Annotated in this window: 20 protein-coding genes and 1 pseudogene; 1 reads left to right on the top strand and 20 read right to left on the bottom strand. The window is 38.4% G+C overall.

What is annotated here, in order from left to right; translation table 11 throughout:
* Positions 1 to 7: 7 nt before the first annotated feature.
* The 6 genes from DWV68_RS07860 to DWV68_RS07830 all read right to left on the bottom strand — a co-directional run bounded on the left by DWV68_RS07860 (position 8) and on the right by DWV68_RS07830 (position 4,309).
* Positions 8 to 217 (bottom strand): helix-turn-helix domain-containing protein, encoded by a 210-nt coding sequence (locus DWV68_RS07860; protein WP_118540932.1) that lies wholly within the window; start codon positions 215 to 217, stop codon positions 8 to 10.
* A gap of 161 nt (positions 218 to 378) precedes the next feature.
* A complete protein-coding gene (locus DWV68_RS07855) occupies positions 379 to 813 on the bottom strand; it encodes a hypothetical protein (protein ID WP_227700434.1) in 435 nt (144 codons plus the stop codon).
* Between the two features lie 423 nt (positions 814 to 1,236).
* The gene (locus tag DWV68_RS07845) at positions 1,237 to 1,929 is read right to left on the bottom strand and encodes a hypothetical protein (protein WP_118540930.1); all 693 of its coding nucleotides are present in this window, start codon (positions 1,927 to 1,929) and stop codon (positions 1,237 to 1,239) included.
* Positions 1,926 to 2,486: an RNA polymerase sigma factor gene (locus tag DWV68_RS07840; protein ID WP_118540929.1), complete on the bottom strand. Its 561-nt coding sequence runs from the start codon at positions 2,484 to 2,486 to the stop codon at positions 1,926 to 1,928. Before DWV68_RS07840 ends, DWV68_RS07845 begins: the two co-directional genes overlap by 4 nt.
* A gap of 132 nt (positions 2,487 to 2,618) precedes the next feature.
* Entirely contained in the window at positions 2,619 to 3,527 is a 909-nt protein-coding gene (locus DWV68_RS07835) for a nucleotidyl transferase AbiEii/AbiGii toxin family protein (RefSeq protein ID WP_118665417.1), read from the bottom strand.
* A gap of 44 nt (positions 3,528 to 3,571) precedes the next feature.
* A complete protein-coding gene (locus DWV68_RS07830; RefSeq protein WP_118665415.1) occupies positions 3,572 to 4,309 on the bottom strand; it encodes a DUF6577 family protein in 738 nt (245 codons plus the stop codon).
* A gap of 348 nt (positions 4,310 to 4,657) precedes the next feature.
* Between DWV68_RS07830 and DWV68_RS15170 the strand changes: the two are divergent.
* A pseudogene (locus tag DWV68_RS15170) lies at positions 4,658 to 4,840 on the top strand (IS481 family transposase); the annotation flags it as partial.
* A gap of 74 nt (positions 4,841 to 4,914) precedes the next feature.
* Here the strand turns inward: DWV68_RS15170 and DWV68_RS07820 are convergent.
* The 14 genes from DWV68_RS07820 to DWV68_RS07750 form a co-directional block, all read right to left on the bottom strand.
* Positions 4,915 to 5,394: a hypothetical protein gene (locus DWV68_RS07820; RefSeq protein WP_022243690.1), complete on the bottom strand. Its 480-nt coding sequence runs from the start codon at positions 5,392 to 5,394 to the stop codon at positions 4,915 to 4,917.
* 26 nt (positions 5,395 to 5,420) lie between these two features.
* Positions 5,421 to 5,690: a hypothetical protein gene (locus tag DWV68_RS07815; RefSeq protein ID WP_022243691.1), complete on the bottom strand. Its 270-nt coding sequence runs from the start codon at positions 5,688 to 5,690 to the stop codon at positions 5,421 to 5,423.
* 104 nt (positions 5,691 to 5,794) lie between these two features.
* Positions 5,795 to 6,517, bottom strand: a complete 723-nt coding sequence (locus DWV68_RS07810; protein ID WP_118665413.1) for a hypothetical protein — start codon at positions 6,515 to 6,517, stop codon at positions 5,795 to 5,797.
* Positions 6,518 to 6,895: 378 nt separating this feature from the next.
* The gene (locus DWV68_RS07800) at positions 6,896 to 7,723 is read right to left on the bottom strand and encodes a nucleotidyl transferase AbiEii/AbiGii toxin family protein (protein ID WP_022243693.1); all 828 of its coding nucleotides are present in this window, start codon (positions 7,721 to 7,723) and stop codon (positions 6,896 to 6,898) included.
* Positions 7,720 to 8,313, bottom strand: a complete 594-nt coding sequence (locus tag DWV68_RS07795; RefSeq protein WP_022243694.1) for a type IV toxin-antitoxin system AbiEi family antitoxin domain-containing protein — start codon at positions 8,311 to 8,313, stop codon at positions 7,720 to 7,722. The genes DWV68_RS07800 and DWV68_RS07795 overlap by 4 nt, the downstream gene beginning before the upstream one ends.
* A 195-nt stretch (positions 8,314 to 8,508) precedes the next feature.
* A complete protein-coding gene (locus DWV68_RS07790; protein WP_022243695.1) occupies positions 8,509 to 9,282 on the bottom strand; it encodes a ZIP family metal transporter in 774 nt (257 codons plus the stop codon).
* 94 nt (positions 9,283 to 9,376) lie between these two features.
* A complete protein-coding gene (locus DWV68_RS07785; protein WP_118665411.1) occupies positions 9,377 to 10,249 on the bottom strand; it encodes a GNAT family N-acetyltransferase in 873 nt (290 codons plus the stop codon).
* 1 nt (position 10,250) lies between these two features.
* Positions 10,251 to 11,138 carry a DUF2156 domain-containing protein gene (locus DWV68_RS07780; RefSeq protein WP_118665409.1) on the bottom strand — a complete coding sequence of 296 codons (888 nt, stop codon included), beginning with the start codon at positions 11,136 to 11,138 and terminating at the stop codon, positions 10,251 to 10,253.
* Between the two features lie 400 nt (positions 11,139 to 11,538).
* Positions 11,539 to 12,285: a helix-turn-helix domain-containing protein gene (locus tag DWV68_RS07775; RefSeq protein WP_118665407.1), complete on the bottom strand. Its 747-nt coding sequence runs from the start codon at positions 12,283 to 12,285 to the stop codon at positions 11,539 to 11,541.
* 122 nt (positions 12,286 to 12,407) lie between these two features.
* Entirely contained in the window at positions 12,408 to 12,917 is a 510-nt protein-coding gene (locus tag DWV68_RS07770) for a QueT transporter family protein (RefSeq protein ID WP_118665405.1), read from the bottom strand.
* A gap of 233 nt (positions 12,918 to 13,150) precedes the next feature.
* Positions 13,151 to 14,053 (bottom strand): carbohydrate ABC transporter permease, encoded by a 903-nt coding sequence (locus DWV68_RS07765; protein ID WP_243089492.1) that lies wholly within the window; start codon positions 14,051 to 14,053, stop codon positions 13,151 to 13,153.
* Positions 14,053 to 15,012 (bottom strand): carbohydrate ABC transporter permease, encoded by a 960-nt coding sequence (locus DWV68_RS07760; protein WP_118665403.1) that lies wholly within the window; start codon positions 15,010 to 15,012, stop codon positions 14,053 to 14,055. Before DWV68_RS07760 ends, DWV68_RS07765 begins: the two co-directional genes overlap by 1 nt.
* A gap of 126 nt (positions 15,013 to 15,138) precedes the next feature.
* Positions 15,139 to 16,572, bottom strand: a complete 1,434-nt coding sequence (locus DWV68_RS07755) for a hypothetical protein (RefSeq protein WP_118665401.1) — start codon at positions 16,570 to 16,572, stop codon at positions 15,139 to 15,141.
* Between the two features lie 16 nt (positions 16,573 to 16,588).
* Complete coding sequence (locus tag DWV68_RS07750) at positions 16,589 to 17,629, bottom strand: LacI family DNA-binding transcriptional regulator (RefSeq protein WP_022243704.1); 1,041 nt, start codon at positions 17,627 to 17,629, stop codon at positions 16,589 to 16,591.
* Positions 17,630 to 17,787 lie beyond the last annotated feature (158 nt).

Raw genomic sequence — 17,787 nt, 5'->3', positions numbered from 1 at the left:
CCGTGTTTTAATCTTCATCTAAAATAACTTCGCATATATCTCCGATGTCGCAGTGAAACACCTGACATATCCTCATCAGTACTTCAAGAGATACTGGCTCATGCTTATTTATCTTCGTTGCAGCGTATGATGTGATTTCGGCTGCACGCATTAAATACTGTCTTTTCATCTGATTATCAATCATAAGTTTTTGAAGTTTGTTATAGCATATCTTCATCAGTAACACCTCTTCATCTTATAATTCAGCAACTGTGCACACTTTCCCCACTATACTAAATAGTACCACATACCCCTTCTGAATGATAGCAGTTAATGTGAACAGAACGAAAAGTTTTTGATATTCTCGCCTAAAAGTTACACAGAAACGCTCATCCACTGTTAGTTGCAAAAGTATATTTTCAACAAATCTGTTGTTGCTTTGTCATTTATGACAGCCCGTCCTATTGTTATGCCATTGCTGATGATAATATATTCTCCGTTTTCATATCTGGCATTTACCAAATCATCTTCCCTTTTTAAGTCTATACATATACTTGATATAATTCCGCAAATCTCCTCTTGTGAGCTTCCGCTTTTTATCTCATAAGCATAATCCGCATCTCCTATCTCATTCAGATCAGTTACCAAACAATACTCCGCTCCATTCATCAGCATTTCTTCATTCAAAGTGGGTAATTGAGCCGTCTTATACTCATTAAATAAAAAGATAACTACAAGCGCAATGAATACCGGAAAAAAGATACCGCCAAACCGCTGTGCATAATTTTGTTCTTCCCACCGCTTGCCATGACGACCAAACAGCGGTATTTTCATCTGCACCAAACCTGCTCCTATACTTACAAGCAAAAAATAAAATATAACTTTTATCAAAGACTCATCCCTCATTTAATCATTAATAAAAATATCATTCCTAAAACGACGCCTACTAACCATATAAAACGAAACACCTTGTTATATCTTGAACTATTAGAACACGGAACAAGCCAATATTCCTGTGGAAACCCCAAAAGGTATTCTTTTAATTCCTGCTTCAATTCCATGACTATACTCCACATTAATCCAAACAGCACAATGCACACCGTTCCATAATATGTAATTGGTGCATTTGTAACCACAGCAAAGAAATAATGTGCCATCTTTAGAAGGAAGATACACCACGCAATACAGCATACCGAAGCCAAATATTTTTAAGGGTATAGGCGTTATATCAAGTTCTTAGTATATGAAATTTGCAGATTATTCTTGGATTTGGCTCAAATCAAATGCACCGTTCTCAATCAACTTCAAAATTGTGTCTACCAAGTTGTTCTTTACAGTTTCACTTTCATTTTCAGCGCCAGAATACTCTACATAAATAGTGTTCTCTCCCATATCAAAGGTTGCATAATATATTACGGTTTTGATACCTTGACTATTTGACTTTGTTACGAAATATCCTGCATTGATATCAACGCCGTCTATACTTGAAGTGATTGTATTTCCATCAATGATAGTATCTAATAGATTTACACCCTGTTTAGATACTACCATTCTTGTATCACCAATTTTTCCCTCAAAACCCAGAATATTATGATTGTCAGCATCAAAGTAAGCATCTGCGGTAACAGGCAAGTCTGCAAAAAGCATTTCAATCTCAGCATCGCTCAAAGGTCTTGTTATTACATTTAAGTTAATTGAAGATTGTGATAAGTCATTTTTAACAAAAGTAATTGTTTCTCCACCATCCAGCGTAGCAATATCGTTTTTTGTACCAAACAGATTGCTTTGAAAAATTCCCACTCCAATCACAGCAACGAGTACGAAGCAAGCAGCAACAGACACCCATTTTTGCCGATTAGTTATTTTACTTGTTTTTTTCATAGGTTCAGCCTCCTTAATATACTGATTATCGACATTTCCCAATGCCCTTAAAAGTTTCTTTTCTTTCATACAGAGATACCTTCTTTCTCTAACAATTTTTTGAGTTCGTTCCTTGAACGAAATAATGACATCTTGATTTTGCTCTCGCTCATACCATATTCCGTTGCAATTTCTTTAATGGGCGATAAATACCAATATCTTCTCATAAAGATTTTTCGCTGTTCTAATGACAGGGAAGAAAGAAAGCGGTTGAGAATATCCGTTAGAGCAATTTCTTCAACAATGTTTTCTGTACTATCCAACGATGGTATGCACTCTTTTATTTCATCAAAAACCAATGGCATTTGCCCGCCATTACGTTTCTTTGCATTGAGCAGTTCGTACCTGTCCAAAGATAAGTTGCGAGTAATCTTCCCTAAAAAAGTTTTTAGGACAGATGGACGGTTAGGCGGTATGCTGTTCCAAGCTCTTAAATAAGTATCATTTACACATTCCTCGCTGTCTTCGTCATTGTGAAGAATATTAAAGGCTATATATCTGCAATACTTTCCGTATTTTTTTGAAGTTTCGGATATAGCAGCTTCGGAGCGCTCCCAATATAAATCTAATATCTGCTTATCATCCATAGGCTTCTCCTCCTTTCCCTTGTATTAAGGCCTTTCACCCTAATAGACGGGAAAAATGTGTCAAGAGTCACTTAAATTCAAAAAATATTTATTCAAAGATTAGCTTTTGATATTAATTCTTCAAGTATCATTTTATTTCATTATCTCATCAGTCTTCACCACATAAGCATAGGCCTCTGGATTTGCCTTTTTCAAGTAACGAAGAGTCAATAACTTTTCATGCACTAATTTATGATTGGCATATTCCCGGAAGTCCTTCACCTTTTCAAACTCTGTATCTGTCAACAAACACATTACCATGTACATAACCATGGTTGCTCTCCCTGCTGCAATTTCCGGACTATAGTTTTCTGCATAAATATGTCCACGTAAGTCACGTATACCTTTAACATATATCGGATACTCCTCTGCTCCGACCTTGCCTCGTGACGCAATACATAAAGCTGACTCAAAGCTGTCCCATAAGCAGTCCGTTGGTGTTGCATTTATTCCACGGTATGCAATCTCCGCCAACGCAATCGGTTCATATGTACGCTTTACAACATCGCATTCTTTAAAAACCTCTATTAAAGAACACACGTCATAAAGCTGCTTCATTACTTCCATATCCTTACCTTTATTAAGTTCGACACCTGTCGTATGAGGAGCAAATGCAGTCAGTTTATCTGCAAGAATACAATCTGCACTCGGAATTTTAACTGTTAGATACTCTTCTTCTGTCAGTAGTAAATCATTTCTTATTTCCTTTGTCTCAACTTCTGCATAATGATTATTTTCAAATAGCACATCCAATAATATATAAAATTGTTTATTGTTAATTGGTGAATCATAAGTAAATTTAAAATGCCGCTTTTCTATATTGTTTTTTCCGACTCTCTTCTGTTCTTCCACCATCTGAAATGGAAATATAGCAGATGCTTTTTCTAAGTAATCATCCAAATCAGTCCCTGGTTCCACAATAATATCAATATCTGTAGATAATCGACGTGGCTTATCCATTAGCATCATAAGGCAGGTACCACCTTTAAAAATAAATGGCATCCTCACCCTTGCCAAAGCTTCAAGAAGTCCAAAAGCATTTGCACCTACTCCTTTGTTTTTAATATAATATCCGTTTTATCATGTAGCAGTTTCTTTATTTTCTTTGCGCTCTTTCTTCGATTTGCATATCGAAACAAACAGTTTTCATCAATATAGTATCTTGTAAAAGCATCCATATATACACCCGGATATTCTGACTCACTTATAGATGCCAGAAGTAACGGTTCTGACATAATGTCTACTAATAGCTTCTCCAATCTTGTATGCCACGATTTTTCCTGTCCTTTTGGTGCTTCTGTTATAAGCTTTACAATTACAATCATGTTATCCGACCAATACAGATGGTAGATATCTGCCGTTGGATTGATAAGCACTTTTCCAGGATATTTCTCCTTTAATGTATCAAAAACAAATTCCATAATATCTGATTCTACTGATAGGAATATAACATTATGAGCCACTAAATGATTTACGAAATCATTCATTTGAACAAATTCAAATATTGTAAAATTCAAATATGGATATTGTTCCTCTAGTTGCAATGCCACTTCTTCCGCCAATTCCGAATAGTCATGCCGGTACACCTGTCGCTTATCATTCGGCAAACAATAATGATTACGTCCCACCCTTACTATCTCACCATCATTGACCATATCTTCAACCTTTTTGTAGAACGAAGCTTCACTTAATTGATATCCTCCCTGACGAAAAGAGACGAATAATTCATTGCGCGTAAATTCCGTCACATTATGAACACCCCTGAAATAAATTTCTTCAGTCATCGTGATATCACCTCCAATTATTTTTCCGGCACTTCACCCAGCCAAGTGCCGGAAATATATGAATAGCGTAATATTTCTTTTCATATTTGTCAATATTTTTTCGGCACTATTATTATTTTAGTGCCATTAATATATTTCCCTTTTCTCAAAAAAATATACCTGGAATTTTTTTACTTTTTCAAGCCAAACGGCAAAAAGAGCAATCCACCATAAGATGAATCACCCTCCCTTCGGCTACTACTTTCCATTCAGAAAATATGCCCAGTACCTTTTCTCTTTATCTGTCATAAGCACTTACCTTGCCTTTTCGGTTTTAGGTACGCTTGGAACGATAACATCATCAGACTTTCTGCTATCTACAGACAGCTTCATGAAAACGGAAGCATCAAAAAAGGGGATGTATCTGAACCCACGGTTAACAGATATATTAATCTCCTGGCTCTTAAGCTCAAAACAACCAGCAATCAGGATATGCGCCGCTATGAAAGACCTCACATAAATGAAGTATGGTGTGGTGATTCAAGTATTGGTTCTTAACTGAAAACTCCTGATGGTAAAATAAAGTTCTTCCATAGTGGTCTCCTTTCCGTAAAACTTTGTCAGCATTACCAATCTTCTCCATACTCATCCATTGCATCATCTACACCATCTGCATAATCGCTGTCTCTGTCATATCTGTCATAGTCATAATCGTCATCCATATAGATATCATCATAGCCATCATCATAAGAGTCATATGTACTCTTCTTTGTCGTTGTACTTTTCTTTGTACCACTGCTATATGATGACTTGTTTGTAGAATTTGATTTATTATTGTAACTACTGCTTGAACCAGAGTTACTTGTACTGCTCTTAGAAGTACTGCCAGACGATTTATTGCTATATGATGAACTTCTATGGGATGTACTGCTTCCCGTATATGGTTTATGCAAATAACAATAGCTGCTTCCACTTGCCTGCTTATTATCACATCCTGCCTTAATGCACTTAGGCTCACTTGCTTCACCTATGGAACCTATTACAAACAGAACACCTATTATTACAAGGAATATTGCCAGTCCCTGTCCAAATGAATTCTTTCTCATACAAATCAGCCTCCCTTGCAAAAAACTCAGTCAAAATCATAATCATCCGGGTCTAACCCTGCTTCTTCCAATGCCTCTGTCCTGTCATCTGGATTCATACGTTCTAATTCATCAACATCAAGTCCTGCTGCCATTGCATCAATCTCAAAATCATCCTTTGCGTCATCCTCGAAGTCTCCGGCATCTCCAAATAATGCTTCATGTTCTTCCCTGCTGGTGCAAAGCATTTCTCCTGCAAACATCATTTCTGAGCTATCTATTTCTCCATCGCCATTTAAATCCATCCAATTTCTCATTGCCATACCTCCTGTAATCAAGAATTATCAAGGTTATTTGTTTCTTTCTGATTATATAGTACTACTTATGTTGTCCTATAATTGGAGATCTGAATAAGCCATAATCAAGACCTCCCGAGTTTCTCTGATAACTCATCCTCAGTAATTGAACACATACCCTGTTCAACATTCACATCAAAGGAGGAAATCGGAGAAATTGCTTCAATCATAGTAATACTGATATCCGGGGTTGACTGAATCTCAGAAACACATTTCGAATATCCATCGTCTTCAAAAACATATCCCGCAATAACAAGTTTTACACCGATTGTGTCATTAGCAAACTTGACTGCATTCAGAACATCGTGCGCAGTGTAGGTGCCATCTTTAAGGACAAGATAAACAGTGTAATGGGTAAACCCATATTTTTCACTAAAGGTTTGAGGTGTATATTCCTCTGTTTCAACACTCAACGTATCTCTGGTAACAACCATACATCTTGATGCAGCAGATATACCATTCAGCTCAAATGCATTCTTCAAAGTATCTTCAACCTGGTAGTTTACCTTTTCCTCGATGTAATTGTCCTCTACTGCACCGGTGTCCTTGTTAATTCTAGCTGTGAATAAAATGTCTTCATTATCTGCAGGATGAACATAAAGTTTTGCACTATCAGTATTGAAGCGATCACCAATTTTTACAGCAACAAAAGATTCTCCATACTTCTCAGACAACGCCGAGCACACATCGTTTGCCGTATCATTATTAATTTTAGAGCAAGCACTCATAGTAACCATTGTTGTAAGTGCCATAATTATTAACCCAACTTTCATAATAATCTTTTTCATGTTTATCTCTGCCTTCCAAAAGCCATTACACTCGCATTAGTCGCAAGCAATATATCAATCCCAAAAGGGAACAAATTTCAAAGTTAGTGGGCAATACATCGGGAACCGTCGAGAGCATCGACGGCTCCCGATTTTTGCCAGTTTTGCACTCCGCACTTATATCATACGCAGCGAGTGCATCTATAATCTCCGGCATAGTAATACTGTGCGTTTCATCAGTCCGCTCCAGAAGAATTTTCATAAGATATATCAGTTTCAATTTCTGATTTGATGATTTAGGCTTATAGCACCTCCAAACTCCCCGATAAAACTAAAAACTTCTCTTATATGATACCATAAATAACCATATAAGAGAAGTTCCTTCATTCCTGAACAGAACTATTGGAACATTTTTATAAGCACATCCATAACATCTGCATACTGAATTTCGCTTGCATAAGAAAACTTCTTCCGATATTTCTCCCACATTTGAATCAATTCCTCACTTGCAGACAATTTTTCAATAATTCCAGTCTTATCTATTATTTGCTCCCTACTTCCTCTATGAATTGCAGTCGCCTCTAATGCCTTCAGGAATATTTTCTTATCATATCTCTGTGTTGTTCCAAGAATATAAACATCATAAAAATCTCTTGGTCTTGTATTAAATATTCCTCTACTTAGAATTGTTTCAACCTTTTCAGCCATAACGCTTTCGATGTTATATCCCCACATCTTAATTCTGATTTCTTCATCAAATATTCCACTAAACTCATATTCAACAGCTTCCGGTGTTATCACATCACCTGTAGAAACATCTATTGATAACGGGGTAACAATTGTGTCATATATTGCATCTAGCCTTACACAGAATCCACCATAACGGTCATCTTTCCTAATAGGTGCAATCGATTTCACTTCAAATATTACATCATCACCTAACGTAATCTTGCATATATTTTCCACTGCTTCCATAACCTTTTCTTCCGTTAGTGGCAGATTTCTGAGTGTTGTATCAAGGTCCATAGTGGATCTGGTATCCAATCCGACTATTGCTGCAATAAGCATTCCGCCCTTTACAACAAATTTCTCACGATAGTCTGACATTGACAGTCTTGCAAGAAATCGTTCGAACATATAATTCTGCAAAACAACCTGTGCTGCTATACTTTTTGATTTTGCATAATTTTTTATTTTGCCCTTTAAACTCATTGCTTTTGAACTCATAATAAAACCTCCAGATACCTCTTCAAAGTCTTTTCCACCTTAAATTGTTTTGCGTACTCTGATAATTTATTTAAATCTTTATTTCTCGATTCTGCATAATTTTTTATTGCAGCAATTACAGTTTCTTCATCTATACGAGTGCGACTTCTTAACAAATCACATACTGTTCTTTCCGCATCATAACATCGAACTACATTTCCAAAAGTGGTTTTCATATCAATAGCGCCAAGCTGATGTAACTCTGGTTTCACATAATAACAATTACATTCTCCTATAATTGCTTTTGGCAAACAGGCATTACTCGGAATCGTAACTGAATGAGTAAACGGAGTTCGATCTGATAACCCATTCAAAAATAATGCTGTATCATGAGAAAAAATAATCTTTTTTGAACTAAGCATTAATATGTACATATCATCCTGTGTTTCTTCTGGAAGCATATAAACACCTTGTCTGCAACGCTCTAGTAATCCTTCTTTTACGTACTTTGATAATAACATTCTAGAAAATCCCATCGACAAAACATCCGATGTTGTAATCATATTGTTGTTCGCTCTAATTGCACTATATATTTCCGGATTCATATTCATAGCCGCACCTCCTTTTGTTTACATACATATTGATATTATATGATTTTTCGATTCATTTGTAAACTATGAATTTAAAGTATTCATATAAACTTACAACTTGATCTATCATCGTTGAAACCGGACATTTTTAACAAAAAATCCCGGATACCTGATAAAAATGAGATGTTCCTCAAATTATCAGCTATCCGGGATTTTCTATCCCAGTGCCACATCCAGTATCATCATCAGCAGAAATCCTACTGAAAACCATATGGTTGCAATATTCGAATGGCTACCTGTGGATGCCTCTGGCAGCAGTTCTTCTATTACCACATAAATCATGGCGCCTGCTGCAAACGATAACAGATACGGCAGAATCGGAATCACTACAGATGCTGCTGCAATGGTTATAATTGCAGCTATCGGCTCTACAATGCCAGACAGTGCACCGTAAAGAAATGCTTTTCCTTTTCCGGTTCCTTCACTGCGAAGCGGCAATGATATAATTGCACCCTCCGGGAAATTCTGAATGGCAATACCGATTGCCAGGGCAAGTGCTCCTGTCAAAGTAATATTTCCGCTGCCCATCAGAAATCCTGCGAATACCACTCCCACTGCCATTCCTTCCGGAATATTATGTAAGGTAACTGCCAGTACCAGCATGGTTGTTTTTTTTAGGTGTGCTTTAATTCCCTCCGGCTCATCACTGTTTAAATGTAAATGCGGAATAATCCTATCCAAAATCAGCAAAAATGCAATTCCAAGGGCAAATCCAACTGCTGCCGGAATAAATGACAACCTTCCCATTTCTTCTGACAATTCCAAAGACGGAATCAATAGCGACCATACCGACGCTGCCACCATGACTCCGGATGCAAATCCCAGCAGGGATTTCTGCACCAGCGGCTTCAACTCCCCAGTCATAAACAGCACACAGGCCGCCCCTAAAAATGTTCCTACAAACGGAATCCAGATATATACTCCAATCATATAAAACCTCCTTTCACACTTGCTATTCTAAAGCTGCATTTCATTATCTTCTTATAAAATTCTTCTCTCATATGGAATTTATCTCATAAAGTTTCTACTCCAGCGTAAGATTCAAGTACCCATTCTCCGCCTCATCACAGCCGGTTATCATGCCAAAATCTTTTTTCTGATAGCCCGATTCTTTTTTATCATTTCCGACTCGTTCTTCTCTTTCAACTGCCGCCAAAGATTTTCTGACTCTGACCAGAACTTTTATCCGAAGACGCTTTAATACCGCCAGCAAATCCTGCTCTGATAAAGTTGTCTCCAATACTTCGATTGCATTTTCCTCTTCCCTGAATAATAAAAGCTCCTCTCTGCCATGGTGCTGCACTTTATAGGCATAGCCATCTGCATAGTCATTTTCCAGCAGTACATAGGCGATTGCATCCCTATCCCAGCGGATATAACCATTTCCCATAAAATAAGCATCCCGAAGCTGCACATACTCATCCGGTGTCACTGTAAGCAGCCAGTATTCCTGCTGCCCTTTTTCTTCCCCTTTTGCTTCTGCAATTTCGTCCGGAAGAATAGTTCGCTCTGCTACGCAAAATGCCATACAAAAGCCCAGCTTCTCGTAATAGTATATGAGGCTTTCGCTGGCTGGTTCTAAGACAATCGGTGTCTGAAAATGCTGTTTTCCTTTTTCTAACAGCATTTTTGCATAGCCTCTGCCCCGGTATTCCGGCAGGGTTGCTACTGCATAAGCATAATGTACCGGTATCTCACCTTCCCCGGTCACAAGATACGCCTTAAGAAATGTTGTCATTGCCACAGGTTTCTTATCTTCCATACACACCAGCATATTTTCTTCCGTAAACCGGTGGGTAAAATAGAATTCCATATAATCCTCTTCATCCCCAAAGCACTGATGCCAGATTTCTTTTATCTGAGGAATCATCTCTTTTGTTGCAAACCTTATTTCCATGTTAAATCTCCCGTGCAGTATAATTTTTCAGCAAAATATCAGGATAATAGGATAATTTTGCCTTTCGCAGTCCCTCATCCCCGGCATCATCTTCTCGGTTTACATAACTATACTCCTGACAATTATGCATTACGAACTGCTGGTTAATCATCGGATAAGCACCCTGTATTTCCGGAAATGCTTTTTCAAAATGCACTACATAAGTATCGGAATTTAATCGTTCTCCTATGGTAAATGCTACGATTTCTCCAGCCTTGCGCAATATGCCGCCCTCTAAATGCAGCGCATCAAAATATTTCATTGCCTGATTCAGGGCACACTGCTCATCACTCATATCCTCATTCCACTTGCAGGCTCTCCGGTCGCACCACTTAAGATTCATATCATAGCATTCCTGCTTATTTTCCGCTGTCATTGGCTCATAACTCCAATCCTCGTTGTCTTTAAATCTCGCAATGTGATTTCGTTTGCCATGAAGCTTCTTTCCTGCCAGACTGGTCAGCTTATCCACTGTATAAATATAATCAAAGCTGTCCCTGTTTTCTTCAATCTGAAAAATACCGGAAAAATACTTTTCTAAAAACTCCCGGTCTGCCTCCTCAATACTTTCAATATAGAGCTTGCTGTTATCTTCTTTTGCATGTGTAAGGAGCTGCATAATTGCTGCTTTCTTGTCTCCGGCTCCAATTGGGAATGCATAACAGTCTTCCCCTTCTGCATCGAATTTTATCACGCAGCAGCCGCAGACTTCTGCCACTTCCACTTTATATATCACAGACCAGATAAAGTTATTTGCAAAGCTGTATTCACAGCCCTGTCGGTCATCTTCCCTGAGTTTTTCGCTCATCCAGTCTCTGTCATCTATGGTTATTGGTCTAAATGCTATCATATCATCTTCCTCATTCTCTTTTCTTCCTCAATATTATACCCCAGATTGTCAAATTCTGCTCCTGCCATAAACTGCTAGAAATATGTTTCCCATGTTTATCGGAACATAGAATGTGCCTTGGCACATTCTCGCGACAGCAGCGGTCGCTTGTGACATTTACCTTATACGCCGCAGTGTGCATTCGCGCGGAGCGTTTTTTACTTTACAGGAAAACAATTCCCTGTAAAGTAAAAAAAGATTCCCTATTGTCTCCTTCCATCAGTTATGACAATAGCGAACCTTCTCCTTAAATCATGCTATTCCAATATATATTTTACTGTTCTTTACCACCCTGCAATAAATTTTCTGCTTCCTCTTCCGGCAATGCAAAAATATCCATCAGATTTTCGATATAGAAAAATCACTCTTTTTCTTTAATCATTTTAAACATCTGAACACGGTTTCTGATACCAAGCTTCCGATAAATATTTAAGATATGCTTCTTTAATGTATTTACGCTTATGGACAATTCTTCACAGATGGTATGATTATCCTTTCCCTGCATCAGAAGCTGCAATATCGTATGCTCCCGCTTTGTCAGTTCATATTTCTCTGTTACTTCTGTTATCGTAAGTTTCTCTGCCCTTTCATCCTTTTGCTGTCCGTCCTTATATAACCGGAATGCCAGATGGTCTTTTAACATGTCCAGAATAAAAATGTCATCATACTGGAAATTATCTTTTCCGATTGTCCGGTAAAAAGTGACAACGCCTAAAAATTCTTTATTTCTTCCCAATATCATCTGAATTGCATAATGCCAGTTATTTGGCCGGTACACCTTCTGATAATATTCTGTCTGTACCCTTTTTTCATCCGATATCATATCAGTTTCCCGGTACACCAGGCTCTTTCCGCTATATACAATTCCGCGGTTCGAATTTATTTCATCATACATCGGGGATTCATCATCACAATTATAAGTGACCGGTCTTACCAGATGCCTGCTCTCCTGGCTGTCTGCGAGAAAAAAATCTGCACTGTCAAAATCCAGCACCATCTTCATCTGCTCTAAAAACTGCTCCCGCATAATATCTGCATCTTCCGTCGTATAAATCTTATAAATAATACTATTTAAAATCATCCAGTCATTTGTCTCTAGTGTTTTCAATCAATCACCCTCTTTAAGTATTTTTCAGATGTAAAAAGAGGGCATATTCTTTCGAATATACCCTCTTTGGTCTAAAACCATTATATTTTATGGCATTTTAAATTGCAAGTATTATTTTATTTTTATTCATGAAAGATTACATTGCGGTACTTATTCAGTACCCGGAGTAATACACTGCCTAAAATCACACAGGTGATAACTTCTCCGATTCCAACAGTAAGTGCATTAAATGGAATCGACCAGTCAACGCCTTTAAATTCTGTAATAAAGCCATAACCATAGCGTAATACAAAAGGTACAATCACCATATTTGCAATAACCGGCGGCCATGTGCATGCAAATTTATGCTTTCTTAATGCATAAGTTCCAAACGCTCCAATCAAAGTTGCAATGCTTCCGCACACAACATCCACAGGAATACCGCCTGTCAGCATATTTGCCAGAAAACATCCCAGCCATAATCCTGGAATTGCTGCAGTCGTAAATACCGGCAGAATACATAATGCTTCTGAAATACGCACCTGAATCGTACCGGATGCCAGTCCTGCAATACTGCTAAGATAAGTCAGCGCCACATAGATTGCTGCAATTAACGCAGCCTGCACAATAAATAATACTTTTTTGTTTCTCATATTCTTTTGTCTCCTCTAGTTTTGTTTTACGAGTGGAAGGTCTCGAACACTCGGTTTCTTCTTCCCCAAAGACCTTGGTTTTACGGGGTACTTGCAACGTTTGAAAGTGTATCACAGAACTTGCCTAATTGCAAGCGATTGTATGCACACAAAGAGAGGCTGCCTTTCGGCAACCTCTCTTCGCGCTTAATTATATTTTGTATGAGGAAATGGAAAAAAGAATTCTTTTTGTTTTAGCCCTTTACACCACCAAGTGCTACACCTGCTACAATGTATTTTGAAAGGATAAGGTAAGCAATAATTAATGGAAGTACCGTTACGGTAAGGCCTACATATACAACACCGTAATCTACACGGAACTGATCTGCTGTCAGCATCTGTACGAACAATGGAAGTGTTTTCTTCTCATCAGTTGTTAACATGATGGTTGGGGTAAAGAGGTTATTCCACTGTGCAATAAACTGGAAGATTGCTTGTGTTGCTACTGCCGGTTTCATAATCGGCATGATAATGGTATTGAAAATCCGGAATTCTCTTGCTCCGTCAATTCGTGCGGCTTCAATCATTTCAATGGATAAGGTACTTTCCATATACTGTTTCATGAAGAATACAACTGCCGGTGCTGCGATACAAGGAATAATCAATGGGATATAAGTATCTACCAGATTCAGTTTTAACATAAAGCGGTAGAAACCAATGATTGTAATCTGGTTCGGCACCATCATGATTGCCATGATGAACGCCCATGCAAACTTCTTTGCTTTGAAGTTATATACATGAATTCCATAAGCTGTCATACAGGAACAATATACTGCAAGGAAGGTACCTGGTACTGTGATACATAAGGAGTTCAACATTGCTCTTCCTAATGTTAATCTCATACCATTCTGCTTCTGAAGAAGCATATTCCAGTTCTCCATCAGGTGGGAAGAAGGAATCAATGTTACACCTGCCTGTATATCTCCGGAGGTTCTGGTTGCATTCATAACCATTAAAAGGAATGGCAGTAAACTAAGGAGACAGAAGAGGATACAAATCAAACCTCGGATTGCTCTTTTTGTATGTAATACTTTCGAATAACTTTTCTGTTTTGGCTGGGATGTCTGTCCGCTCATTGCCATATCAAAACTTGCCATTATCGATTCCCTCCTTTCTTATGTTTCTTCTCGCTCCGATCCGTCATCGTTCCGAAGAAGATAAGACTGATAATCAAGGTCAGAATAAACAGGAATACAGATACTGCTGCCGCCTTACCTACATCACTCTGATATAATCTCATGATGTACATTGCCATTGTTGTGGATGAATCATCCGGCTGTCCGATAAGTCCTGACTTGCTGACATTGAATAATGCCGGGATATCGTACATCTGTAAACCACCGATTGCGGAAGTAATCAATACATATAACATAATCGGTTTTAATAATGGAAGTGTTAAGTAACGGAATTTCTTCCATCCGGTTGCTCCATCGATATCAGCTGCTTCATAAAGACTTGGGTCAATTCCCAAAACTCCTGATATCAGCAACAGGGTTGTATTTCCATACCACATCCAGAAGAGGATAAATGATATTAACCCTCGCGTTCCGCCGACGCTTGTCATAAAGTTAAATTTCTGTGAAATGATTCCCATGTTACGTAAGGACTGTGTAATTGGTCCGTACTGGGAGAACATCGCATTGAATAAAACAGATACAGACGCTGCTGTGATAATACTCGGTAAGTAAATAATAATTTTGTATGCGCCCTGAGCTTTTAATTTTACAATGTTATCAGTCAGCCATACTGCCAGTAACAATGAAACTAAAATCTGTGGAATAAAGTTGCATACCCACATTGCCAGTGTATTTTTCAAATAAATCAATGCATATCCTTTTTCACCTGCTGTCAGTCCAAGAATATTTTTGAAATTGTCTAATCCACAAAATTCAATAAATTCTCTACCGTTTCTCTTATAGTAGCTTAATGTACTATAGTAAAATGTATTAAATAACGGCCATAACTGAAACAGACAATATGCAATGAAGAATGGGGCGATAAAGAAGTATCCATATCTGCCATATTCAATATGTTTACGTTTTTTCTTTTTGTCCATCTTTGCCAACTCCTCTCAATCCATCTTCCATTTCCCTATATTAAAAACAACTCTCCAATAGTTTTGTTTATAAATGCTGCCCTTCCCATGCCGGAAAGGGCAGCATAGTTATTGTTCTTTTACTGATTATTCAGCTTTTAAGTATGAATAGGAGTCATGTACTGCGGATTTGAAATCTGCGATTGCAGTATCCTTATCCTTGTTTCCTGCTGCATATTCTTTTACCTGAGTAGCCCAGGAAGCATTGATGTTCTGATCTTCTGCTGTTGCATTCTTAGCACTGATAGAATCAGCCATTGGTAAGTAGAATGCCATGATGTCCTGACCAGCATCTGCATATAAGTAGTCACATGTTGCGCCTGCTTCAGAAATCTTCTTAACAGCTTCTTTGTTGTTTACGAAATCACTGTTCTTTGCATTGATAGATACCATGAAGTCTGTGTCACAGGTAAATGCTTTAATGATTGTTCCAGCAAGTTCTTTATCTGCACAGTTAGCTGTTGCTGCAAGTCCTGTACCACCCCAATAGAACTGCTCCGGTGCGTTTACAAGGATTGTGTTGCCTTTCCAGGTATCTTTTAAGCTCCAGTATGTGAACCATGGGCATCCGCAGTAAGCAAGTGCTGCATTAGATGTTTCGCCGTCACCTTCCATGTTTGCATACCAGTCAGTTGACCACTGGTCTGTTTCATAGGTTAAGCCTTCGTCTACCATTGTCTTAGCAAGGTCCATGTACTGTGTCATGTTATCATCAACAGAAATCACATCGTCATCGCCATACCAGCCAGTTGCTCTTGAGTTAGAAAGTACACGGAAGCACTCATCATAACCGGAGAACAGTTTACATTTTCCATTGGATGCATCATTTACTTTTCTTGCTGCATCAAGAACGCCATCCCATGTAGAGAACATTGTGCTTAATTCAGCAGGATCAGTTGTTCCAAGGTATTTCTCACAAAGATCAGCTCTTAACTGGAAGCATCCAGGAGTAGCCTGCCAGAATAATGCTTTTACATTGTTTGCATCAGATGAATCCTCACCACTTACGGTACCAAGATCCAGATTGTACTGATACTGATTTGCATAATCATCTGCTGTAATTCCGCAGTCACCAACTGAGGTCAGCCAGTCGCTGTTTACATATTTCAAAACGTAGTCAACCTCAAGTCCCATCAGGTCTGGATACAATTCATTATCAGGATCATCTAAGATTTCATCAATCTTTGTCTGATAATAATCAGATCCACCTGCATTTACGAATACGATACGTTTTGCAAGGTCTGGGTACTGCTCTGCAAACGGTCCATCTAAGATATTCTTGATATCGTCGTTCCAGCCCCATACTACGAATGCATCATCTGCACTTGGATCACCGGTGATGGTGTTCTCTACTTCTGTAGAATCAGAACCACTGTCTGTGTCCGTATCTGCATCTGCTGTTCCTTCTGTGTTGGATGCATCATTGTTCGCATCCTTTGTGTCATCCCCTGATCCACATCCAGCTACCATAGCTGCTACCATGGATACGCATAATAAAGTACTGATAAGTTTCTTTTTCATTGAGTTCTCCTCCTTCTTATTCGTCATCCTTTTGGATGTTGTTTTCAGGCAGCTCTCCTACCGACTGTCCGGTAATCAATGTGCCCTCTATAACGACTCTCTCTATGAGAGTAGTTCTCGGTTTCTCGATGGCATCAATCAGACGCCTGGCTGCTTCTCTTCCTATTTCTTCTGTATCCTGACGAATCGTTGTGATTCTCGGATGAGATAACTGGGAAATTCTTGTTCCGTCATATCCTGCAATGGAAACATCTTCCGGAATATGCATCCCACGTTCCATAATCACGTTTTTTCCTCCGATTAAAGAGGTGTCATCCGGATAAAGAATACAGGTTGGCGGGTCATCCATATCAAGTAAGATTTCTGTCTGCTCCGCCGCTCCCTTTGTTTCCAGATAAGCAGCTTCCCGAATGTAATCTTCATTTACCTTAATATGAAGTTCTTCCATCGTCCGGTAAAAGCTTGTAAGTCTTTCTCTTGTTACATTCGAGTTTTTCTGTCCATGTATGTAAGCAATTTTTCGGTGACCCTTCTTATATATATACTTCAGCAGCTCTTCCATTCCTTTTACATTATTGGAACAAACTGCTGTGCAATTGTAATGTGTATAATCAATGGTCACTACCGGGAATGCACTGTTCATTAATTCAAGCACTCCCTGGCTGGCAAAATCAGCACACACGATAACGATTCCTTCAAAGTTCCGGTATCTGCAATGTTCAAAAAATGAGGTTTTCTTTACTCCGTAACTGTTGTTGATAAATGTTACATCATATCCCATCTTCTCAACCTGCACCTTAATTCCATTTAGCACACCTGAAAAATATTCATGTGTCAGACCACTTCCTGCTTCTTCCTGAAACAGGACTCCTACGTTGTAGGAACGGTTGGTCTTTAATGCTCTGGCAGCTGCATTTGGAAAATACCCCATCCGCTCTGCTGTCTCTCTTACTCTTGCTTTTGTTTCTTCTCCAATATCATGTTGTCCATTCAGTGCTTTGCTAACTGTTGCAGTTGATACACCACATTCTTTCGCAATGTCTTTTAAAGATACCATCTTTTGCACCTCACTGTATCGAGTTGCTTTTCTTAATCGTTTTCGTAGCTTTATCATAACATATTCAGTGTGAAATGCAACCTTTTTTTGTATATTTGTAATAGTTATCCAGTTTTAAGCCGTCAGTTTTGTGCATTTTTTACTAATCTTGTTTTCTT

The organism is Roseburia sp. AF12-17LB (assembly GCF_003479605.1).
Lineage (GTDB): Bacteria > Bacillota > Clostridia > Lachnospirales > Lachnospiraceae > Roseburia_C > Roseburia_C amylophila.
Note: the sequence above shows the minus strand (reverse complement) of the source record. Positions and strands in the feature narration are given on the sequence as shown.

Bases quoted from the DNA above. Each gene is read 5' to 3' on its own strand.
- DWV68_RS07770 (WP_118665405.1), bottom strand. From the start codon at position 12,917: ATGAGAAACAAAAAAGTATTATTTATTGTGCAGGCTGCGTTAATTGCA.
- DWV68_RS07840 (WP_118540929.1), bottom strand. From the start codon at position 2,486: ATGGATGATAAGCAGATATTAGATTTATATTGGGAGCGCTCCGAAGCT.
- DWV68_RS07785 (WP_118665411.1), bottom strand. From the start codon at position 10,249: ATGGAAATAAGGTTTGCAACAAAAGAGATGATTCCTCAGATAAAAGAA.
- DWV68_RS07820 (WP_022243690.1), bottom strand. From the start codon at position 5,394: ATGAGAAAGAATTCATTTGGACAGGGACTGGCAATATTCCTTGTAATA.
- DWV68_RS07790 (WP_022243695.1), bottom strand. From the start codon at position 9,282: ATGATTGGAGTATATATCTGGATTCCGTTTGTAGGAACATTTTTAGGG.
- DWV68_RS07760 (WP_118665403.1), bottom strand. From the start codon at position 15,012: ATGGACAAAAAGAAAAAACGTAAACATATTGAATATGGCAGATATGGA.
- DWV68_RS07815 (WP_022243691.1), bottom strand. From the start codon at position 5,690: ATGAGAAATTGGATGGATTTAAATGGCGATGGAGAAATAGATAGCTCA.
- DWV68_RS07855 (WP_227700434.1), bottom strand. From the start codon at position 813: ATGAAAATACCGCTGTTTGGTCGTCATGGCAAGCGGTGGGAAGAACAA.
- DWV68_RS07750 (WP_022243704.1), bottom strand. From the start codon at position 17,629: ATGGTATCTTTAAAAGACATTGCGAAAGAATGTGGTGTATCAACTGCA.
- DWV68_RS07800 (WP_022243693.1), bottom strand. From the start codon at position 7,723: ATGAGTTCAAAAGCAATGAGTTTAAAGGGCAAAATAAAAAATTATGCA.
- DWV68_RS07830 (WP_118665415.1), bottom strand. From the start codon at position 4,309: ATGACTGAAGAAATTTATTTCAGGGGTGTTCATAATGTGACGGAATTT.
- DWV68_RS07765 (WP_243089492.1), bottom strand. From the start codon at position 14,053: ATGGCAAGTTTTGATATGGCAATGAGCGGACAGACATCCCAGCCAAAA.
- DWV68_RS07795 (WP_022243694.1), bottom strand. From the start codon at position 8,313: ATGAATATGAATCCGGAAATATATAGTGCAATTAGAGCGAACAACAAT.
- DWV68_RS07845 (WP_118540930.1), bottom strand. From the start codon at position 1,929: ATGAAAGAAAAGAAACTTTTAAGGGCATTGGGAAATGTCGATAATCAG.
- DWV68_RS07860 (WP_118540932.1), bottom strand. From the start codon at position 217: ATGAAGATATGCTATAACAAACTTCAAAAACTTATGATTGATAATCAG.
- DWV68_RS07780 (WP_118665409.1), bottom strand. From the start codon at position 11,138: ATGATAGCATTTAGACCAATAACCATAGATGACAGAGACTGGATGAGC.
- DWV68_RS07755 (WP_118665401.1), bottom strand. From the start codon at position 16,572: ATGAAAAAGAAACTTATCAGTACTTTATTATGCGTATCCATGGTAGCA.
- DWV68_RS07835 (WP_118665417.1), bottom strand. From the start codon at position 3,527: ATGCCATTTATTTTTAAAGGTGGTACCTGCCTTATGATGCTAATGGAT.
- DWV68_RS07810 (WP_118665413.1), bottom strand. From the start codon at position 6,517: ATGAAAAAGATTATTATGAAAGTTGGGTTAATAATTATGGCACTTACA.